This window comes from Mesorhizobium sp. WSM3224 (assembly GCF_000427725.1).
Taxonomy (GTDB): domain Bacteria; phylum Pseudomonadota; class Alphaproteobacteria; order Rhizobiales; family Rhizobiaceae; genus Mesorhizobium.
Genome location: NZ_ATYO01000025.1, coordinates 23,526 through 41,550, shown reverse-complemented (window position 1 = coordinate 41,550; position 18,025 = coordinate 23,526). Strand labels below are relative to the sequence as shown.

Sequence of the window (18,025 nt, the reverse complement as noted above, 5' to 3'; positions counted from 1 at the left end):
AGATGGCGAAGGCAGCAAAGACGGCCGCGGCGGGCAGCGATCCGATCGCGGGCAGCGATCCGATCGTGCTCGCCATAGATGTCGGCGGCTCGCATGTGAAGATCCTCACCAGCGCCGGCGGCGAGATGCGCCGCGTCGCGTCCGGGCCGAACCTGACCCCGGACCAGGTCGTCGCTTCGGTGAGGAAGCTTGCCGAGGACCTGGACTACGACGTCATCTCTATGGGTTATCCCGGCCCCGTGGAGGACAACAAGCCCTCGCTCGATCCCTTCAATCTCGGCAAGGGCTGGAACGGCTACGATTTCAGCGCCGCCTTCGGCAAGCCGGTGAAGCTCGTCAACGACGCGCTGATGCAGGCGATCGGCAGCTATGACGGCGGCCGCATGCTGTTCCTCGGCCTCGGCACCGGCCTGGGCGCCGCCATGATCATCAAGAATGTCGGCCAGCCGATGGAGCTTGCCCATCTTCCCTACAAAAAGGGGGCGAGTTTCGAGGATTATGTCGGCGAGCGCGGCCTGGTAAAACACGGGAAGAAGAAGTGGCGCAAATACGTTTTCGATGTCGTCGACAGGCTTCGCGCCGCCTTGCAGCCGGACTATGTCGTGATCGGCGGCGGCAATGTCGACAAGCTCGATGAATTGCCTGAAAAATCCCGACGCGGCGACAACACTCGCGCTTTCGCGGGTGGATTTCGTCTATGGCGCGACAAGGCGCTGATCGTCTGATATTGTTACATTTCAGTATAATTGTTCAAAACAGCGTGTAATGACGCCGAAGATCATTGCGCCGGACAGATTTGCCGACTAGGAATTCGCCGGCGCGCGGCGCCATTCGCCTTTTTCGAATTCGCAAAACAACGCTCGCGGCGCTTTGACATTACACACCGCGAAAACCGGATCGTTTTCGCGACCTTGCGGCAGAAATGGAGGGACTACGTGGACGAGGACACCAGCACAGCCAAGGAAATCGACCTGCTCGAGATCACCGCTCACATCGTATCGGCCTATGTGGCAAAAAACCGTTTGCCCGCCTCGGGCCTGGGCGAGCTGATCGCCAGCGTCGCCTCGTCGATCAGCGGGATAAGCCAGCCGGCGGAGCCCGCGGCACCCCCGCCGACCCCCGCCGTCAATCCCAGGCGCTCCGTGACGCCGGACTACATCATCTGTCTCGAGGACGGGAAGAAGTTCAAATCGCTGAAGCGCCATATCGGCGTGCACTTCGGCCTGACCCCCGAGGCTTACCGGACCAAATGGGGTCTCCCCGTGGACTACCCGATGGTTGCTCCCAACTATGCGGCGTCGCGCTCGCTACTCGCCAAGTCGATCGGCCTTGGCCGCAAGGCGGAACCCGAGCCGGTGAAACCCGCCAGAGGCAGGAAGGCCAAGGCTACCGTCTGAGACGGGCATCCGCCTGCACCAATCATTTCGCGAAGCCTGCCGGCGAATCCGCCTTGGCAGGCTTCCTGCTTTTATGGCTTGGATACCACCAGGCATCTGGGGAGCATGGCCATGAACTACGCCAGGATGGTGATCGAGAAGGAAGCGCCGGAGGAATACGGCTACGACCGCATCCGCTATAATCTTTCCGAAAGCTCGATCGCCGACCAGAAGCTCTCCGATATCGGCTTATCGCTGCCCGACCTCACCTTGTTCTATGGCGAGCATCGCGGCGACAAGGAACTGCGCGCGCTGATCGCCGGGCAGGATAAGGGCCTTTCCCCTGACGACGTGCTGGTGACAGCGGGAGCGGCCGGCGCGCTGTTCATCATCGCCACCTCGCTGCTGTCGCCCAGTGACCATCTCGTGGTCGTGCGGCCGAACTACGCCACCAATATCGAGACGCCCAGGGCGATCGGCTGTGCCATCTCCTATGTCGATCTTGATTTCGACGAAGGCTTTGCCATCGACATCGGACGCGTGAAAGCCGAGATGCGGCCGAACACCAAACTGATCAGCGTCACCTGCCCGCACAACCCGACCGGCACGATGATGTCACGCGCCGACCTCGACGCGCTGATCGCGCTTGCCGAAAATCACCAATGCCGCCTCCTGGTCGACGAGACCTATCGCGATCTTTCCTATGGCGAACGCCTGCCCGCTGCGGGATCGCTGAGCCCCAGCGCCATCAGCGTCTGCTCGCTGTCCAAGGCCTTCGGCATCCCGGGCATCCGCATCGGCTGGCTGGCCACCCGGGATCCGGAATTGCAGGAAACATTCCTCGCCGCCAAGGAGCAGATCGGCATCTGCGGCAGTGTCATCGACGAGGCGATCGCCCGCACCGTGCTTGAGCGCCGCAACAGCTTCCTGGCGTCGCTGCTGCCGGAAATGACCGGGCGGCGCGACATCGTCCAGGCCTGGATCGACGGCGAGAAGCTGGTCGACTGGGTGCGGCCGCAAGGCGGCGTCGTCGGCTTCCCGCGGCTCAATGTCGATGCCGGCTTCGACCTCGACAACTTCTATGCAAGGCTGCTGGAGAAGCACGGCGCCTATGTCGGTCCGGGTCACTGGTTCGAGATGCCGAAACGTTTCTTCCGTCTCGGCTACGGCTGGCCGACGGAAGCAGAGTTGCGCGGTGGGCTGGCGGCCATCTCGGCCGCTTTGAGGGGCTGAACCCCTTATATCGGAGCAGAGAATTCCGATTTTCCTTGATCCAGCGCGGATTTTTTGCGCGCATGGCCAAACGAACTGGGCTAAAGGGTTCCGGCCGGACCAGCGCCCACCCGTGGAAGTGCCCCGCCGGCCATCGTCGCAACGGGGCCTCAGATCATGATCGTCGAAGCAACTTCACCAGACCAGCGTTACGCCGCGTTCCGGCACCGCCCGTTCCTCAGCTACTGGACGGCTCGCTTCCTCACGACTTTCGCGACCATGATCGTGTCGGTCGCCGTCGGCTGGCAGGTCTATGACCTGACCCGCGATCCGTTCGACCTCGGCATTGTCGGCATCGTCCAGTTCCTGCCTTCGCTGCTCCTGGTGCTGGTCACAGGCGTCGTCGCCGACCGCTTTGGCCGCCGGCTGATCATGACGCTGGCGACGCTGGTCGAGGCCGGCTGCGCCTTGGGTCTGCTGCTCTTGACCCTGCACGGCCTTACCAGCCCGCTGCCGATCTTCGTCGTGCTGGTGATGTTCGGCATCGCCCGTGCCTTCTACGGTCCGGCCTCGTCCTCGCTGTTCGCCAACCTGGTGCCGCAGGAGGATTTCGCCAACGCGATCGCCTGGAACTCGTCGGCATGGCAGACGGCGACCATCGTCGGCCCGGTCGCCGGCGGCCTGCTCTACGGCGTTTCGGCTGAAGTGGCTTACGCCACCGCCGCCATGCTGATGCTCGCCGCGGCAGTGCTCATCTTCACCATTCCGAAGCCCGCGCAGCAGACGGCCACGGACAAGCCGACGATGCATACGCTGTTTGCCGGCTTCGGCTATATCTGGGGCGAGAAGATCGTGCTCGGCGCGATCTCGCTCGACCTGTTCGCCGTGCTCCTGTCGGGCGCCTCGGCGCTGCTGCCGGTCTATGCCCGCGATATCCTGGAACTCGGCCCCTGGGGTCTCGGCCTGCTGCGCTCGGCGCCGGGCATCGGCGCCATCTGCGTCGCCGTCTGGCTCGCCGGCCACCCGATCCGCAACCATGCCGGCAAGATCATGCTCAGCTTCGTCGCCCTGTTCGGCGCCTTCACGGTGCTGTTCGGCGTGTCGACCATCACCTGGCTGTCGATCGTGGCGCTCGCCCTGCTTGGCGCCACCGACATGTTCAGCGTCTACATCCGAGAGACGCTGATCCAGCTCTGGACGCCGGACGAGGTGCGCGGCCGCGTCAACGCCGTCAACCAGGTCTTCGTCGGCGCCTCGAACGAGGTCGGCGAATTCCGCGCCGGCACCATGGCGGCGCTGATCGGCACGGTTCCCGCGGTGGTGGTCGGCGGCATCGGCGCCGTCGCCGTCGCCGGCCTATGGGCCTATCTGTTCCCGGCGCTGCGGCAGGTGCGGCATCTGAATAGCCGGAATTGATGGGCGCCGGATCTAAGCCGCTTGATCCGACCTCGCGCTGACAGGCTGCGCCGTCGACCGATGAGACAGGCCCGGAGCGCTACTACTCCGAGAACGTCACGCTAACGCCGCGCTGCCGAAAATAGGCCTGCATCAACTTGCGGCCCGCGCGGTTGTTCTGCACCAACCTGGTCGGATCGAACACCGCCTGCTTCTTCCCCTCCCGCGCCAGCGCCGCCTTGAGTGTCGCGATATAGGCGTCGATGTCGGCATTGTCCGCTCGCAACGAGGCATAGATATTCTCGGTCGCCTCGGCGACGGTCGGTTCGTTCACGGGTGTAATCCTTTGGTTGGTTGGGCGGCCGCTTAGCACAGATTCGCCGCTCCGCCGATACCACCGTTTTTTGTTCCTCGCGTTTTGAGGGGATCGCTTCTATTTTGGACAGAGCCGGAGAGTTCCGAAACCAGACGATGCTGATGTGGAGAGAGGCGGCTCTCGTCTCGCAAGGAGGTTTGACGCTGTGAGGATTCGCACGACAACGCACAATCACCCCGGCGAACCGGGCGTCATTTTGCTAGATCAGCCGCTGCCGAACATGATCGTAGCGACTGACATTCGCGATGGCGCTACGACGCTGTTCGGGACCGTTGATTTGCAGGTGAACTATTCCGGCAAGTACGACATCAGAGTTGAATTATCGCCAAGCGAGCTCACGCAGATCTACCAGCTGCTCGTCAAGAACCTCCTCGAGAAAATACAGGAACTTACCCGCGAACGAGGTTCTTGAAGCTCGTTTTTACCCTACCCCTCAGCCGGCTTCCCAAAAATCAGCTCCAGAAACTCGCCCAGCCAGCGCTTGAGGTGCATGTCCCAGATCAGCCGGCCGCCGAGGTGGTCGCGGCCGGGCTGGGCGCCGGGCAGCTCGAAGCGATGCGCGCCGCGCACCACCCAGCGCTGCATCATGACCCTGGTCAGCTCGCCATGGAACTGGATGCCCCAGGCATTGTCGCCATAGCGGAACGCCTGGTTGGGATAGGTCTCGGCCGTCGCCAGCAGCGTCGCCTCCTTCGGCAGCGAAAAGCCCTCGCGATGGAACTGGTAGACCATCTCCGGCCAGTGCAGCAGTTTCTTGCCGGCATCGGTTGCCTTGAGCGGATACCAGCCGATCTCGACCAGCCCCTCGCCATGGCCCTCGACCTTGCCGCCGAGATGGTTGGCGAGCATCTGGGCGCCAAGGCAGATGCCGAGAACGGGGCGGTTCTCCTTGAGCGGGATTTCCAGCCAGTCGGTCTCGCGGCGGACGAAATCGTCCTCGTCATTGGCGCTCATCGGGCCGCCGAAGATAACCGCGCCGGCATGGTCGTCCAGCGTGCAAGGCAGCTCTTCGCCAAGCGGCGGCCGGCGGATGTCGAGATCGAAACCCTCTTCCAGAAGCATATGGCCGACGCGGCCGGGGCTAGAAGTCTCCTGATGCAGCACGATCAGGATTTTAGGTCTCGGCCTCGGTCTGGGTGGCATGGCAGGCGATAGGTCCCGTTATTCGTCGCTCGACGTTCCGCGCGCGCCGGGCGCCTCGGCCGCGGCCTTGCGGCGGGCCTCGATACGGTCCCGGCGCTCGACGCCGATCAGTTCGGCGACCCGCCAGACGGTGTTGTCCTCAAGCTCGTCCAACTCGCCGTCGGCATAGACGATTTCCCACATCAGGCCAATGAAGGCCTTGCGCGCTTCCGCGTCGAGTTCGCGCTTGAGCACGCTGGTGAAGGCATAGAGGTCGATCGCCTCATTGTCGGCGCGCTCGCCGGCCGCGACCAGCGCGTCGAGATCCTCGCCGCTCACCGAATAGGTCTCGGCCAGGATCTGCTTGAACCGCTCCCATTCGACATCCTGGCGCACGCCGTCGGCGTTCATCACATGGTAGAGCAGCGCGGAAGCCGCGACGCGCGGATCGTCGGCGCTCGGCTTGGTCTCGCCGCCAGCCGGCAGATCCCTCAGGAAGGACAACACGCGCTCGAGCATCGATGTTTTTTCCCTGCCCGCCAAATCCGGCTCCCAGAACACAATCTTAGAACAAACGAAACCGACGCGGCGATTTATCCGCTTCCTCGTCCGGTGCGACGCCCGGATCGTCGGGCAGGCGCGGCAGCTCCGCACCCTGCCCGGTGGTTTCCGCTTCGCCGGCTGCTTCGGCAGCCGCCATGTCCTTTTCGCCGCCATTCGAGCCAGCCGGCGCCGGCTTCTCGGCCGGGACGTCGGATATGTCGATGGCCTTTTCCTCGACCGCGGGCGCGGCTGCGATCGCCGGCACCGCCGCGACGTCGGAGTCACTCTCAATCAGATGGCCAAGCCGCTCCATCGGCGCGCGCCAGCTGAAGGCGTCCAGCTTGCCGGTGACCGGCGATACCGGCGCCCAGCGCTCGGAGATGACGCCGTCCGCCACCCAGGCCGGATCGCGCGGCGCGCGCACGGCCTTCGACAGCAACTGCCGCACCTTGCCCTGGTCGCCGGTCTCCGCTTCCTCGACATCGGCGAGCAGAAGATAGGCGCCCTCGCGGCGATCCATGCGGATCGCGGCCTCGGCCTCGCGCCGGGCGGTGGCGAAGTCCTGCGCGTCGAGCGCGGCGCGCGCCACGGCCATGGACGACTCGGCGTGGTTCTTCTTCAATTCCTGCAGCTTCTTCGCCCGGTTGAGGCGATCGAGCACGGCGTCGCCCGGCCTTGCATGGGTGTAGAGCTGGGCGATGTCGGGATGCGGCTCGGCCTTCCAGGCGGCCTCCAGGATCCTGGAGCCCTTGCGCACGTCGTTTTGCCGGAAAACCATATCGGCGGCGACAACCGCCGCCGGCGCGAAATCGGGCGCCAGCTTGTTGGCTTCGAGCGCCGCTGTGCGGGCCGTGTTCGGGTCGCTGTCGACCAGCGCCTGCGCCTTGGCGGTGAGCAGCACGGCGCGGCGGCGGTTGGCTGCGTCGCGCTCGATCTGCCTCGTCGACTTCTGCGCCTCGACCAGCTTAAGCGCGCCGTCCCAGTCGCCACGTTCGGTCAGCTCCTCGAGCGTCGATTCCGCCGCCCAGGCAAGCTGCGGCGCAACCGCCGCCGCGCGGCCGGCATAGTGGCGCGCGGCATTGCGGTCGCCGAGGCGCTCCGCCTCGAGATAGAGCCCGCGCAGACCGAGCAGCCGCATCTCGGGATCGTCTAGCATGCGCTCGAATTTCTCGCGCGCGCCTTCATGGTCGCCTTCGAGCAGCGAGGCCTGCGCGTCGAGCAGGTTGATTAGCGGCTCCTGGTCGGAGTTGATCAGCTTCGCGGCTTCCTTGGTCTTCTTGCGCGCCAGCGCGCCATCGCCGGCGCCTGCGGCGATCATGCCGGTCGACAACGCCTGATAGCCGCGGTCGCGGCGGCGTACCCGGAAATAGCGCGAGATCGTATAGGGGCTGTTCCACAGCGACTTGATCAGCCACCAGACGATCATCACCGCGGCGACCACGGCGACGATCGCCACCGCAGCCACCATCAGCGTGACCTGGTACTGGTAGCCGTTGAAGGTGACGAGCATCTCGCCCGGGCGATCGGCCAGCCAGGCAAAACCGAGCCCCAGCGCGAAGACGACGGCGAGGAAGACGAGGATGCGGATCATAGAGCGGTCCTCATGCCTTCATCGCGCCGGCAATCAGCGCTTCGAGCTGCTTTTCGACCTCCAGCCGCGCCTTCAGTTTGCCGGCAAAATCAGCGCCAGCCGCCTTCGCGGCGTCGGGCAGCGTGTCATACTCGCTGAGCGCCTTGGCGTAGTCGCCCTGGTTGACCGCCACTTCCAAGCGGGCCACGGTTTCGGGCGCGCCCTTGCCCTCGATGGCGCCAACCGGCCGCACCTGGACCAGCGATTCCGCGCTCGACACCAGGCTCTGGAAGAAGCCGGCATTCTGGTCGACAGGCGTCGCCGCCTCGACCATGGCATTGGCGGCCGCATCGACCTCGGAAGCGATTGTGGCGCGGGTCGGCACGCCCTTCTCGGCATAGGACCGCAGCACCGAAAGCTCGGGCGCATCCGGCGCGATCGCCGCGAACGTGTCGAGCTCGGTGGCAAACGGCGCGCCGCGATCGAGCGCCGCCTTCAGCGCCGAGGCAGCGATCGCCAGCGCGATCTTGGGCTGCGAGGCCTGCGCCTCGACCTTGCCGGAGAGCTGAGACACGGACTGCTCCAGTGCCGCGACCCGGCCGTCCTCGGCCTTGGCTGCGTCGGCGGTCGACTTCACCAGCGCGTCGAGCCCGGCGAGCTTCTCATTGAGCGGACCGAGATCGACGGGCGCCGCGTTTCCATTCTTCTGCAGCTCGGCGACATTTGTCTCGAGCTGGCCGACCTTGTCGCTGAGCGCCTTGATCTCGGTGCCGTCGCCGCCTTGCCCGGCGGACGACTTAAGCGCGGCGACATCGGTCTTGACCTGCGCGAGCGCCGACGAAAGACCATCGACCTTGGCGCCGGTGTCGCCGCTTTCCTTCAATCCCGCGATCTCGCTCTTCAGGGCGGCGATCTCGACATTGACGCCGTCGAGCGATCCGCCGCTCGACCCCGGCGCGCCAAGCAGGCCGACCGCCTGCAGCAGGCCGCCGCCGGCAAGCGCGATCACACCGCCGATGAGGCCGGCGGCGATGGCGTTGACGCCGGATTTGCGCGGTGGCTGCGGCACGCGATCCTCGCTCCTTGTCTCGCTTGACTTCGATGTCGCGGCGCTCGCGCTGGCCGCGGACGCGTCCTCGAAATTATATTCGAAGCCCTTGGGCTGGCTTTTCGGGGCATCGGATCCGCCGGGATACGGCGCCTCCGGCTCGTCCTTGCCAGCCTCGGATTTGCCAGCGTTGGATTTGTCCGCCGCTGCCTCTGCGGCGTCGCTATGCTCCCACGGCTCGATGTCGGCCTGCTCGGCATGGATCGGCTCTTCCGGAGCTTCCGGCTGCGAAGCGGCGGCGGCTTCCTCCGCCTTTGCCTCGTCGGTCTGCTCGGCCTTGGCCCCGGCGGTCTGCTCGGCCTTGGCCCCGGCGGCATCCTCGTCCTTGATTCGCGACACGGCGCCGGGCTCGAGTTCGATGGTCACCGGCTCGCGCCGGGTCTTCGAATGTCGCATCTTCGGCGTCTTGACCATGCTTGGGCTCCGCGAACTGGCTTGAGGATGGTTCAAAGGGTCCAGGGGATGCTCTAGCACATCACCAAGCGGTGAAAAGGGGCGGTGTGATGACGCGGCTCAGCCGGGCAGCGACAAAAGCGCCAGCAACGCATCTTCCTCGGGCCGCTGCGCGATGCGGATCGTTTGACCGGCAACCCCGTCCAGCGGCTTGGCGACGCGGGCCGAAAGTGCCAGGAATTCGGTCTTTTCAAAGAGATGCCGCAGGGCTGGCCGCGCTATCAGGCCGGCCAGTGCGGCGCTGGCCCTGGCCGAATAAAGCAGCACTGCCTCGACCGGCCGGCCCGACAGCCGGGCGAGCACATCGGCATCGCCATAGTCGACATCTATCGTGTCGTAAGTCTCGATCGTCTGGACATGCACGCTCGCCGCCGCCAGCCGCTGTTCGAACAGCGGGAAGCGAACGCGGCCGCACAAATAGACGATCGCTTTGCCGGCAAGGCCGCCGGCGATGGCGTCAGCCAGCGCTTCGGCATCGCCTGGACCTTCCCTGACCGAGAGGAACCCCGCGATGCGGCAGGCCTCGGCCGTCCTTTTCCCAACCGCATGGCAGGGCAGGCCCGCAAGCGCTGCGACCAATTCTTTCGATGCGTGCCGCACCGCATTGGCGCTGGTGACGGCGACCGCGGCGCTACCGGCGTCGATGGTCGCTTCGACCGGCAATGCGCTGGTCTCGGTCAACGGCAACGGGACAGGCTGAAATCCCTGGATTTCGAGGCGTCGTGCCGTGCGCGATGCGCCAGGCTCCGGCCTCGTCACCAGAACCCGGACCATGTCAGGCCCAGCCGTCGAAGAATTTCGCGCCGGCCCTGGCGCGGACCGTCCGCGCGGCGTTCGTGCCGATTTCCGCCGCGTCAGCGGCCGCGCCCTCCAGCCGGACCTCATGAGATTCCGTGCCGTCAGGCGATATGATCAGCCCGGCAAAGGACAGTTTTTCGCCCGATATCGTCGCATGGCCGGCGATCGGCGTGCGGCATGAGCCGTCGAGCGCCGCGAGGAAGGCGCGCTCGCAGGCCAGGGCCTGACCCGTCGGCACGTGATGGATCGCCGCAAGCATGTTCTCGACATCGCTGTCGCCGATGCGCGATTCGACGCCAATCGCGCCTTGCCCCGGCGCCGGCGGGAAAGCGTCCAGCGGCATCAGGTCGGTGACGACATCTTCGAGCCCCAGCCGCTTCAGCCCGGCATAGGCAAGGATGGTGCCCTCGGCGATGCCTTCGTCCAGCTTGCGCAGCCTGGTCTGCACATTGCCGCGGAACATCACCACCTGGAAATCCGGCCGCATCCGGCGGATCAGCGCCTGGCGGCGCAGCGATGACGATCCGATCGTCGCGCCATGCGGCAGGTCGGCGAGCCGCTTTACCCTCTTGCCGATGAAGGCGTCGCGCGCGTCCTCGCGCGGCAGGAAAGTGGCAAGCTCCAATCCGCCTGGCAGCACGGTCGGCATGTCCTTCGACGAATGCACGGCGATGTCGATGCGGCCGTCAATCAGCGCTTCCTCGATTTCCTTGGTGAACAGGCCCTTGCCGCCGGCTTCCGACAGCGGCCGGTCCTGGATGCGGTCGCCGCTGGTCGAGATGGGCACCACTTCGAACGCCTGCTCAGGCAAGCCATGAGCCTTCATCAGCCGAGCGCGCGTCTCATGCGCCTGGGCGAGTGCCAGCGGGCTGCCGCGTGTTCCGATTTTCAAAGTTTGCATGGCGCGCGGTCCGTGATAACCCCCGGATAGTTTCGAGGTCTTGTCGGCCTTTTCCTAATGGGGAATAGCCGGCGATACAATCTTCGAGGACAGCGACGAATTGATCCGCGTTCTGGGCATTGAGACGAGCTGCGACGAGACGGCGGCCAGCGTGGTGGCGCTGGACGGCGGCTGTGCGCCCGAAATCCTCTCGAACGTGGTGCTGAGCCAGATCGAGGAACATGCCGCCTTTGGCGGCGTCGTGCCCGAGATTGCCGCGCGGGCCCATGTCGAGGCGCTGGACGGCATCGTCGAGGCCGCACTGGCGGACTCGGCCGTGTCGCTCGATGAGATCGACGCGATCGCCGCGACGGCCGGGCCTGGCCTGGTCGGCGGGCTGATCGTTGGCCTGATGACGGCCAAGGCAATCGCCGCCGCCGCCAACAAGCCGCTGATTGCCATCAATCACCTCGAAGGCCACGCGCTGACGGCGCGGCTGACCGACGGTCTCGACTTCCCCTACCTTCTCCTGCTCGTCTCCGGCGGCCACACCCAGATCGTCGCGGTGCGCGGCGTCGGCGATTACCAGCGCTGGGCGACAACCATCGACGATGCGCTCGGCGAAGCCTTCGACAAGACCGCCAAGATGCTTGGCCTGCCCTATCCCGGCGGCCCGAATGTCGAGAAGGCCGCTGCCGGCGGCGACGCCAGCCGCTTTGCGTTCCCGCGCCCCATGAAGGGTTCGGCGCAGCCGGATTTTTCCTTCTCCGGGCTGAAGACAGCGGTGCGCCAGGCGGCAACGGCGATCGCGCCGTTGAGCGACCAGGACGTCTCCGACATCTGCGCTTCCTTTCAAACGGCGGTGGCCGACGCGCTGGGCGATCGCGTGGCGCGTGCGCTTGCCCGCTTCCGCCAGGAATTCCCCGACCAGGCAAAGCCTGCGCTGGTCGTCGCCGGCGGCGTTGCCGCCAACCGCACGATCAAGGCAACGCTTGAAGCGCTTTGTTCCGACGCCGGCTTCGCCTTTGTCGCGCCGCCACTAAAACTTTGCACCGACAACGCGGCGATGATCGCCTGGGCCGGCATCGAGCGCCTGCGCGCCGGCATCGCAGACGAAAACGCTGCCGACTTCGTGCCGCGTTCACGCTGGCCGCTCGACAGTGTTTCCGCGCCCATGATCGGCTCGGGCCGGCGCGGTGCCAAGGCATGAGCGAGGCGGTCACGAGCGGTGGAGAGGTCAAAACGCCAAGCGGCTGGCGCGTCGCGGTGCTGGGCGGCGGTGCCTGGGGTACGGCGCTGGCGCTCGCGATGCTCCGCGCCGGCCATTTCGTCCGCCTCTATGCGCGCGATCCGGAGACCGTCGCCGCGATCGACCGCGGCGAAAACCCGCGCTATCTGCCGGGCGTAGCGTTGCAGGCCGGCATTGTGGCAACGAACGATGTAGAGGCCGCGCTCGACGGCGCCGACTGCGTGCTGGCGGTGACGCCGGCGCAGTCGTTGCGGGCCATGTTGGCTTCCGCCTCCAGCCACGTGCCGAAGGGCGTGCCGCTGGTGCTTTGCGCCAAGGGCATCGAGCGCGACACCGGCGCTTTGCTGTCGGCGATCGTCGCGGAAAGCCTGCCCGGCAATCCTGTGGCCGCGCTGTCCGGCCCGAGCTTCGCCAGCGATGTCGCGCGCGGCCTGCCGACCGCCGTGGTGGTTGCCGCTTGCGAGGCCGAATTGGCGGCCGAGCTTGCCGCCCGCTTCTCGGCGCAAAACCTGCGCTGCTATTCCAGCGACGACCTGATCGGCGTCGAGATCGGCGGCGCGCTGAAGAACGTCTTCGCCATCGCGGCCGGCGCCGTCACCGGCGCCGGGCTCGGCGCCAGCGCCCAGGCCGCCATGGTGACGCGCGGCTTCGTAGAGCTGCGCCGCATCGGCGCCGCTTTCGGCGCCAGGCCGGAGACGCTGATGGGGCTTTCCGGCCTCGGCGACCTCTTGCTCACCTGTTCCTCGGCGCAGTCGCGCAACTTCGCCTATGGCCTGGCGCTCGGCCAGGGCAAGCCGCTTGCCGGCCTGCCGCTCGCCGAAGGCGTGCCGACGGCGGGCATCGCCGCCCGCATCGCCGCCGAGCGCGGCATCGAGGCGCCGATCATTTCGGCCGTCGCCGCAATCCTCGATGGCAAGGTGACCATCGGCCAGGCGGTGACCGCGCTGATGACGAGGCCTCTCAAGACCGAAACCGACATCTGAACCACCGGAGTTTGAAAGATGCTGTTTGCGTTGATTTGCAAAGACAAGCCAGGCAGCCTGCAGCTGCGGATCGACACGCGGCCCGCGCATGCGGCGTTCCTGGAAGACCTGATCGGCGAAGGCAGGCTTGCCTTTGCAGGCCCCTTCCTCGGCGCCGACGGCAAGCCGGACGGCAGCCTGGTGATGATCGAGGCGCCGGACATGGCCGGAGCTCAGGCCCTGGCTGCCGCCGATCCCTATGCCAAGGCCGGACTGTTCGAAAGCGTCGAAATCCGCGCATGGAACTGGGTCTTCCAGAAGCCCGCCGGCGCATGATTCAGTGCTCTCGCCGTAGGAACGGGGAGAGGGTAAGGGTAGAGTCGATTGGGACGCCGTGCTTGGCGATCCGATAATGGCGATGGGACAACTGAGATGAACTATTGGCTGTTCAAGTCCGAACCCTCGGTCTTTTCCTTCGAGGCGCTGAAGGCCAAAGGCAAGGCCGGCACGCAGTGGGACGGCGTGCGCAACTACGCCGCCCGCAACAACATGAAGGCGATGCAGATCGGCGATCTTGGCTTCTTCTACCACTCCAATGAAGGCCTCGACATCGTCGGTATCGCCGAGGTCTGCGCGCTGGCGCATCCGGACACCACGACCGACGATCCGCGCTGGGAATGCGTCGACATCCGCGCGTTCAAGGACGTGCCGAAGCCGGTGACGCTGGAACAGGTCAAGGCCAATCCCAAGCTCGCCGAGATGGCGCTGGTCCGGCTCGGCCGGCTTTCCGTGCAGCCGGTGACGCCGGCCGAATGGAAAGAGGTTTGCCGCATGGCCGAGCTCAGCCTGGCGCCGTGACCAGGCTTACGCCGAAGAGCGCTGAGACATTCATCCTCGACAACACGGCGCTGATGGCGCCGCCGCATGTGCCGGAAGTGCTGCTGCATCTTGCCGACGAGGCGCATGATCTATGGCTGCGCACCGAGGAGGAACTGGCCGAGATCGGCCTGCCGCCGCCTTTCTGGGCCTTTGCCTGGGCCGGCGGCCAGGGCCTCGCCCGCTATGTCCTCGACCATCCCGGAACGGTGCGCGGCAAGGGGGTGCTCGACTTCGCCTCCGGCTCCGGCCTCGTCGCCATCGCCGCGGTGAAAGCCGGCGCGGCGGCGGTGATAGCCGCCGACATCGACCCGTTTTGCGAGACGGCCATCGCGCTGAACCTCAAAGCCAACACCGTTGACGCGCAATTCCTCGGCACGGATTGTATCGGCTCCGACGATGGCTGGGATGTCGTGCTTGCCGGCGACGTCTTCTACGACAAGGCCTTCGCCGACAGGCTGCTGCCGTGGTTCGCGGACTTGCGGGCGCGCGGCGCCGAAATCTTCGTCGGCGATCCCGGCCGCGCCTACCTGCCCAAGACCGGACTGCGATCGCTTGCCGTCTACCAGGTTCCGGTGACGCGCGTGCTGGAGGATGCCGAGGTCAAGCGCACGACTGTCTGGCGCCTTGCTTGACGCGATGATCGAACAAGCGTTCCATCGCATTTCGATCTGGAGGGGAAAAGCATGGATTTTTCGGTCGTGAACTGGCTGGCGGTGATCGCCGCCGCGGTCGTTGCGTGGTTGTTCGGCGCCGCCTGGTACATGGGCTTGAGCAAGCCCTGGCTGAAGGCGGCGAAGCTCGACCCGGCCACCATGAAGCGCTCGGCTGCTCCGTTCATCGTCAGCTTCGTCGCCGAGCTGATCATGGCGCTTGTCCTGACGCTGGTGGTGGGCGCGATAACCGGCGGCGAGCCGAACCCGATCGCGGGCTTGCTGTTCGGCTTCGTGCTTTGGCTAGGCTTCATCGCCACCACGCTTGCCGTCAATCATCGCTACGAAGGCTTCGGCTGGGCCCTGACGCTGATCGATGCCGGTCATTGGCTGGGCGTGATGCTGATCATCGGCGCCGTGATCGGTTGGTTCGGCGCGCCGGCGGCGCCGGCGGGCTGAAGCGATAGACAGCGCTACCCTGCGTCCGCGTCTTTCGCCACCTCGTCGAGAAGCCACTCGCGGAAGGCGATGACGCGCTCGTCGTCCTTCACAGCTTCGGGGTAAACCAGGAAATAGGCGAATTCGGGTGCGACCTTGATGCCAAGCTCGAACGGCCGGATGAGCCTGCCCTCGGATAGATCGTTGGCGACCATGGCGAAATCGGCGAGGGCAACGGCAATGCCGTCGAGCGCCGCCTGGACGACATCCGTCGAAGTATCGAACACGATGGTCCGGCTGTCGTCGAAATCGTCGACGCCGGCCGCCGCCATCCACATGCGCCAGTTCGGCCATGTGATGCCCAGGCGGGACCATTCGATATGGGCGAGCGTGTGGTGGAAGAGGTCGCGGGGCTCCTTCAGCGGCGGTCCGGCCCGCAGCAATGCAGGGCTGCAAACGGGAATGATGACGTTATCGAACAGCCGATCCGCGCATAGTCCCGGATATTTGCCGGCGCCGAAACGGATGCCGACATCGACATCTTCGCGATCGAACTCGCGCAGCTTGGAGGTGATGTCGAAGCGAAGTTCGATGCCCGGCCGCTGCTTACGAAAATCATCGACGCGCCGCATAAGCCATTTGGTAGCGAACTGCGCGTCGAGCGTGACTTTCAGAAGCGACGTGCCGCGCGTCATCTTGCGGGCGCGGGTAACGGCACGGTTGAGCAGGTCGAGCGCATCGACCGAGGCCTCCAGCAGCACGTTGCCTGCCTCCGTCAGCCGGATGGTGCGGCTGGTGCGCGTGAACAGCACCAGACCGAGCTGATCCTCGATTTCCTTGATCTGGTGGCTGACCGCCGCCGGCGTCAGGCCGAGCTCGTCGGCGGCGCGGGTGAAGTTGAGGTGCCTGGCAGCCGCTTCGAACGTCCGCAGCGCGCGCGTCCCAGGCAGCAGCTTGGACATATGATCTCCAAATAAAACTTGATAATCAGAAAAGAACTACTCGTTTCCCGTTGGTTTTTCAATCCTTCATGATGGCTCCATCGAAACACCATAAAACCGGATTTGACATCCGGAGAACACGGATAGAGCCATGTCTGAGATCGTTCTGAAGTCCTGCACCACCCCGGAATCGCCTTCCAGCCTCGCTCTTTGGCTGCGTTCAGCACGCGATTGGCTGCGCCAAGCCCGGGTCGCCGCCTGGCTCCCCAACGAGTCGGTCGAAGACCTCTCCGACAGCCAGTTGCGTGACATCGGCGCCGCGCGCCGGGACATCTCAAAGGCGATGGACCGGGAGCTTCGGGAGATAGGGCTGCTCGGCACGGGTTGGCAGGAGCCGGGAAAGAGGCAGTAGGGATTAGGCAGTAGGCAATAGGCAAGGAGACACCTACTGCCTACTGCCTACCGCCTACCTGAGCACCTTCACCACCGTCCTGTCCGACAACAACGGAAGCAGCCTTGCCATGGTACGCGCCGTCACCGCCACACACCCTTGCGTCGGCGTGAAGCCAGGTCGGGCCAGATGGAAGAAGATCGCGCTGCCGCGCCCGCGCCGGCGCGGCGCGATGTTCCAGTCGAGCACCAGGCAGACATCGTAGAGCCGGTCGTCGCGCCGCATCCGCTCATGGCTCGCCCCGTAGGGGATATTCACCGGACGATTGTAATTGCGGTCGTCCGGCACCTCGCACCAGCCGAGATCCGGACCGATCGGCGCCATCGGCACCCTTGTCCTGCGCCCGCCGGCAAAGTGATCGTTGCGGAAATAACCCGACAGGATGCGCATCGACGCCAGCGGCGTCGCGCCGTCTCCCTCATGCTTGTTGGCGGAGATGCCACCGCGCCCCAGCGCGCAGGGAAACACCGTTTTGCCGGCTTGCAGGAACCCCTGCGCGGGGTTGCCGGGTCGTGCGCGCACGACCAAAACACCTAAGGCTTTCGGCAAAAATGCGCCCGCCTCATTGCGCGCGCGTTTTTTCTTGTATGATTGTGTCACGGAACAAATCACTGTGATCGGCTGTTGCGCCGGTGAGCTTCCGCATAAATGGGGGGAGGTCAACTGAATATTCTTTTTAAAACAACGGATTGATCCATGACATCACGCACCATTCTGATTGTCGACGACGACGACGACCTGCGCGCTACCCTGGTTGAGCAGCTGGCGCTTTACGAAGAATTCGACGTCCAGCAGGAATCGACCGCCGCAAAAGGCGTCGCCGCGGCGCGCGGTGGCGTTGTCGATCTGCTCATCATGGACGTGGGCCTGCCCGACATGGACGGCCGCGAGGCAGTGAAAATCCTGCGCAAGGGCGGCTACAAGGCGCCGATCATCATGCTGACCGGCCACGACACCGATTCCGACACGATCCTGGGCCTTGAGGCCGGCGCCAACGATTATGTGACCAAGCCTTTCCGCTTCGCCGTGCTGCTGGCGCGCATCCGCGCCCAGCTTCGCCAGCATGAGCAGAGCGAGGACGCGACCTTCTCGGTCGGCCACTATACGTTCAAGCCCAGCCAGAAGCTGCTTATCGATCCGCGCGGCGCCAAGGTACGGCTGACCGAAAAGGAGGCTTCGATCATCAAGTACCTCTACCGCGCCGACCAGAAAGTGGTGACGCGCGACGTGCTTTTGGAGGAGGTATGGGGCTACAATTCCGGCGTCACCACGCACACGCTGGAGACCCATGTCTACCGGTTGCGCCAGAAGATCGAGCGCGATCCTTCCAATGCCGAAATTCTTGTGACAGAAAGCGGCGGCTACAAGCTGGTTCCTTAAACATTTCATGATCTAGAGAATTCCGGGAAAAGTGCGAAACGGTTGGGCTCGGCGGCTTCGCCGTAGCCTTCCGTCCGGAATTGAGCCAAAAGAGATAGAGCGGTCGGGCGGGGCCGTTTCGGGTACGATTCTGGTGCTGGAGGGTATTGGATCGGCTCGATGAATGCCTAGCACGGTGTGCAGGTTGCTAGTGTTGGAGCGTTTCTTGCGCGTCCTTTAAGAACGCGCCGCTCCAAAGGAGG

General features: G+C 65.1%; 22 protein-coding genes. 13 read left to right on the top strand and 9 right to left on the bottom strand.

The window, feature by feature from the left end:
• The first annotated feature begins 2 nt into the window (after positions 1–2).
• The 4 genes from YU3_RS0126870 to YU3_RS0126850 all read left to right on the top strand — a co-directional run bounded on the left by YU3_RS0126870 (position 3) and on the right by YU3_RS0126850 (position 4,004).
• On the top strand, positions 3–725 hold the full coding sequence (locus YU3_RS0126870; protein ID WP_027169110.1) for an ROK family protein: 723 nt from the start codon (positions 3–5) through the stop codon (positions 723–725).
• 210 nt (positions 726–935) lie between these two features.
• On the top strand, positions 936–1,397 hold the full coding sequence (locus YU3_RS0126860; protein WP_027169109.1) for a MucR family transcriptional regulator: 462 nt from the start codon (positions 936–938) through the stop codon (positions 1,395–1,397).
• A gap of 111 nt (positions 1,398–1,508) precedes the next feature.
• Complete coding sequence (locus tag YU3_RS0126855) at positions 1,509–2,609, top strand: aminotransferase class I/II-fold pyridoxal phosphate-dependent enzyme (protein ID WP_027169108.1); 1,101 nt, start codon at positions 1,509–1,511, stop codon at positions 2,607–2,609.
• Positions 2,610–2,765: 156 nt separating this feature from the next.
• On the top strand, positions 2,766–4,004 hold the full coding sequence (locus YU3_RS0126850) for an MFS transporter (RefSeq protein ID WP_027169107.1): 1,239 nt from the start codon (positions 2,766–2,768) through the stop codon (positions 4,002–4,004).
• An 82-nt stretch (positions 4,005–4,086) separates the two neighbouring features.
• Here the strand turns inward: YU3_RS0126850 and YU3_RS0126845 are convergent, their stop codons facing one another.
• Positions 4,087–4,317: a hypothetical protein gene (locus YU3_RS0126845; protein WP_027169106.1), complete on the bottom strand. Its 231-nt coding sequence runs from the start codon at positions 4,315–4,317 to the stop codon at positions 4,087–4,089.
• Between the two features lie 187 nt (positions 4,318–4,504).
• Here YU3_RS0126845 and YU3_RS0126840 point away from each other — a divergent pair, with 187 nt between their 5' ends.
• Positions 4,505–4,771 carry a hypothetical protein gene (locus YU3_RS0126840; RefSeq protein ID WP_156913610.1) on the top strand — a complete coding sequence of 89 codons (267 nt, stop codon included), beginning with the start codon at positions 4,505–4,507 and terminating at the stop codon, positions 4,769–4,771.
• A 14-nt stretch (positions 4,772–4,785) separates the two neighbouring features.
• Here YU3_RS0126840 and YU3_RS0126835 read toward each other — a convergent pair whose 3' ends face one another.
• The 6 genes from YU3_RS0126835 to hemC form a co-directional block, all read right to left on the bottom strand.
• Positions 4,786–5,502: a glutamine amidotransferase gene (locus tag YU3_RS0126835; RefSeq protein ID WP_027169104.1), complete on the bottom strand. Its 717-nt coding sequence runs from the start codon at positions 5,500–5,502 to the stop codon at positions 4,786–4,788.
• An 18-nt stretch (positions 5,503–5,520) separates the two neighbouring features.
• On the bottom strand, positions 5,521–6,000 hold the full coding sequence (locus YU3_RS0126830) for a TerB family tellurite resistance protein (RefSeq protein WP_027169103.1): 480 nt from the start codon (positions 5,998–6,000) through the stop codon (positions 5,521–5,523).
• Between the two features lie 46 nt (positions 6,001–6,046).
• Entirely contained in the window at positions 6,047–7,615 is a 1,569-nt protein-coding gene (locus tag YU3_RS0126825; protein WP_027169102.1) for a heme biosynthesis protein HemY, read from the bottom strand.
• 10 nt (positions 7,616–7,625) lie between these two features.
• Positions 7,626–9,116: a COG4223 family protein gene (locus tag YU3_RS0126820; RefSeq protein ID WP_027169101.1), complete on the bottom strand. Its 1,491-nt coding sequence runs from the start codon at positions 9,114–9,116 to the stop codon at positions 7,626–7,628.
• A gap of 99 nt (positions 9,117–9,215) precedes the next feature.
• The gene (locus YU3_RS0126815) at positions 9,216–9,929 is read right to left on the bottom strand and encodes a uroporphyrinogen-III synthase (RefSeq protein ID WP_027169100.1); all 714 of its coding nucleotides are present in this window, start codon (positions 9,927–9,929) and stop codon (positions 9,216–9,218) included.
• A 1-nt stretch (position 9,930) separates the two neighbouring features.
• Positions 9,931–10,854 (bottom strand): hydroxymethylbilane synthase, encoded by a 924-nt coding sequence (gene hemC / locus YU3_RS0126810; protein ID WP_027169099.1) that lies wholly within the window; start codon positions 10,852–10,854, stop codon positions 9,931–9,933.
• Between the two features lie 103 nt (positions 10,855–10,957).
• On the opposite strand from hemC, the gene tsaD reads away from it, so the two are divergent.
• From tsaD to YU3_RS0126780, 6 genes are all read left to right on the top strand, one after another.
• The gene (gene tsaD, locus YU3_RS0126805) at positions 10,958–12,043 is read left to right on the top strand and encodes a tRNA (adenosine(37)-N6)-threonylcarbamoyltransferase complex transferase subunit TsaD (RefSeq protein ID WP_198021724.1); all 1,086 of its coding nucleotides are present in this window, start codon (positions 10,958–10,960) and stop codon (positions 12,041–12,043) included.
• The gene (locus tag YU3_RS0126800) at positions 12,040–13,065 is read left to right on the top strand and encodes an NAD(P)H-dependent glycerol-3-phosphate dehydrogenase (RefSeq protein ID WP_027169097.1); all 1,026 of its coding nucleotides are present in this window, start codon (positions 12,040–12,042) and stop codon (positions 13,063–13,065) included. Before tsaD ends, YU3_RS0126800 begins: the two co-directional genes overlap by 4 nt.
• A gap of 18 nt (positions 13,066–13,083) precedes the next feature.
• Complete coding sequence (locus tag YU3_RS0126795; protein ID WP_027169096.1) at positions 13,084–13,380, top strand: YciI-like protein; 297 nt, start codon at positions 13,084–13,086, stop codon at positions 13,378–13,380.
• A gap of 96 nt (positions 13,381–13,476) precedes the next feature.
• The gene (locus YU3_RS0126790) at positions 13,477–13,902 is read left to right on the top strand and encodes an EVE domain-containing protein (RefSeq protein ID WP_027169095.1); all 426 of its coding nucleotides are present in this window, start codon (positions 13,477–13,479) and stop codon (positions 13,900–13,902) included.
• Positions 13,857–14,555 carry a methyltransferase gene (locus tag YU3_RS0126785; RefSeq protein ID WP_198021722.1) on the top strand — a complete coding sequence of 233 codons (699 nt, stop codon included), beginning with the start codon at positions 13,857–13,859 and terminating at the stop codon, positions 14,553–14,555. Before YU3_RS0126790 ends, YU3_RS0126785 begins: the two co-directional genes overlap by 46 nt.
• Before the next feature lie 51 nt (positions 14,556–14,606).
• Entirely contained in the window at positions 14,607–15,032 is a 426-nt protein-coding gene (locus YU3_RS0126780) for a DUF1761 domain-containing protein (RefSeq protein WP_027169093.1), read from the top strand.
• A 14-nt stretch (positions 15,033–15,046) separates the two neighbouring features.
• Here the strand turns inward: YU3_RS0126780 and gcvA are convergent, their stop codons facing one another.
• On the bottom strand, positions 15,047–15,973 hold the full coding sequence (gcvA, locus tag YU3_RS0126775; RefSeq protein WP_027169092.1) for a transcriptional regulator GcvA: 927 nt from the start codon (positions 15,971–15,973) through the stop codon (positions 15,047–15,049).
• A 130-nt stretch (positions 15,974–16,103) separates the two neighbouring features.
• Between gcvA and YU3_RS0126770 the strand changes: the two genes are divergently transcribed.
• Complete coding sequence (locus YU3_RS0126770; RefSeq protein WP_027169091.1) at positions 16,104–16,364, top strand: hypothetical protein; 261 nt, start codon at positions 16,104–16,106, stop codon at positions 16,362–16,364.
• Positions 16,365–16,418: 54 nt separating this feature from the next.
• Here YU3_RS0126770 and YU3_RS0126765 read toward each other — a convergent pair whose 3' ends face one another.
• Positions 16,419–16,925 (bottom strand): L,D-transpeptidase, encoded by a 507-nt coding sequence (locus YU3_RS0126765; protein ID WP_245273672.1) that lies wholly within the window; start codon positions 16,923–16,925, stop codon positions 16,419–16,421.
• A 174-nt stretch (positions 16,926–17,099) separates the two neighbouring features.
• Between YU3_RS0126765 and YU3_RS0126760 the strand changes: the two genes are divergently transcribed.
• Entirely contained in the window at positions 17,100–17,783 is a 684-nt protein-coding gene (locus tag YU3_RS0126760) for a response regulator transcription factor (protein ID WP_027169089.1), read from the top strand.
• Positions 17,784–18,025: the final 242 nt, after the last annotated feature.

Bases quoted from the DNA above. Each gene is read 5' to 3' on its own strand.
- YU3_RS0126850 (WP_027169107.1), top strand. From the start codon at position 2,766: ATGATCGTCGAAGCAACTTCACCAGACCAGCGTTACGCCGCGTTCCGG.
- YU3_RS0126835 (WP_027169104.1), bottom strand. From the start codon at position 5,502: ATGCCACCCAGACCGAGGCCGAGACCTAAAATCCTGATCGTGCTGCAT.
- YU3_RS0126820 (WP_027169101.1), bottom strand. From the start codon at position 9,116: ATGGTCAAGACGCCGAAGATGCGACATTCGAAGACCCGGCGCGAGCCG.
- YU3_RS0126760 (WP_027169089.1), top strand. From the start codon at position 17,100: ATGACATCACGCACCATTCTGATTGTCGACGACGACGACGACCTGCGC.
- YU3_RS0126815 (WP_027169100.1), bottom strand. From the start codon at position 9,929: ATGGTCCGGGTTCTGGTGACGAGGCCGGAGCCTGGCGCATCGCGCACG.
- YU3_RS0126855 (WP_027169108.1), top strand. From the start codon at position 1,509: ATGAACTACGCCAGGATGGTGATCGAGAAGGAAGCGCCGGAGGAATAC.
- hemC (WP_027169099.1), bottom strand. From the start codon at position 10,854: ATGCAAACTTTGAAAATCGGAACACGCGGCAGCCCGCTGGCACTCGCC.
- gcvA (WP_027169092.1), bottom strand. From the start codon at position 15,973: ATGTCCAAGCTGCTGCCTGGGACGCGCGCGCTGCGGACGTTCGAAGCG.
- YU3_RS0126870 (WP_027169110.1), top strand. From the start codon at position 3: ATGGCGAAGGCAGCAAAGACGGCCGCGGCGGGCAGCGATCCGATCGCG.
- YU3_RS0126800 (WP_027169097.1), top strand. From the start codon at position 12,040: ATGAGCGAGGCGGTCACGAGCGGTGGAGAGGTCAAAACGCCAAGCGGC.
- YU3_RS0126825 (WP_027169102.1), bottom strand. From the start codon at position 7,615: ATGATCCGCATCCTCGTCTTCCTCGCCGTCGTCTTCGCGCTGGGGCTC.
- YU3_RS0126785 (WP_198021722.1), top strand. From the start codon at position 13,857: ATGGAAAGAGGTTTGCCGCATGGCCGAGCTCAGCCTGGCGCCGTGACC.
- YU3_RS0126770 (WP_027169091.1), top strand. From the start codon at position 16,104: ATGTCTGAGATCGTTCTGAAGTCCTGCACCACCCCGGAATCGCCTTCC.
- YU3_RS0126780 (WP_027169093.1), top strand. From the start codon at position 14,607: ATGGATTTTTCGGTCGTGAACTGGCTGGCGGTGATCGCCGCCGCGGTC.
- YU3_RS0126830 (WP_027169103.1), bottom strand. From the start codon at position 6,000: ATGCTCGAGCGCGTGTTGTCCTTCCTGAGGGATCTGCCGGCTGGCGGC.
- YU3_RS0126790 (WP_027169095.1), top strand. From the start codon at position 13,477: ATGAACTATTGGCTGTTCAAGTCCGAACCCTCGGTCTTTTCCTTCGAG.
- YU3_RS0126795 (WP_027169096.1), top strand. From the start codon at position 13,084: ATGCTGTTTGCGTTGATTTGCAAAGACAAGCCAGGCAGCCTGCAGCTG.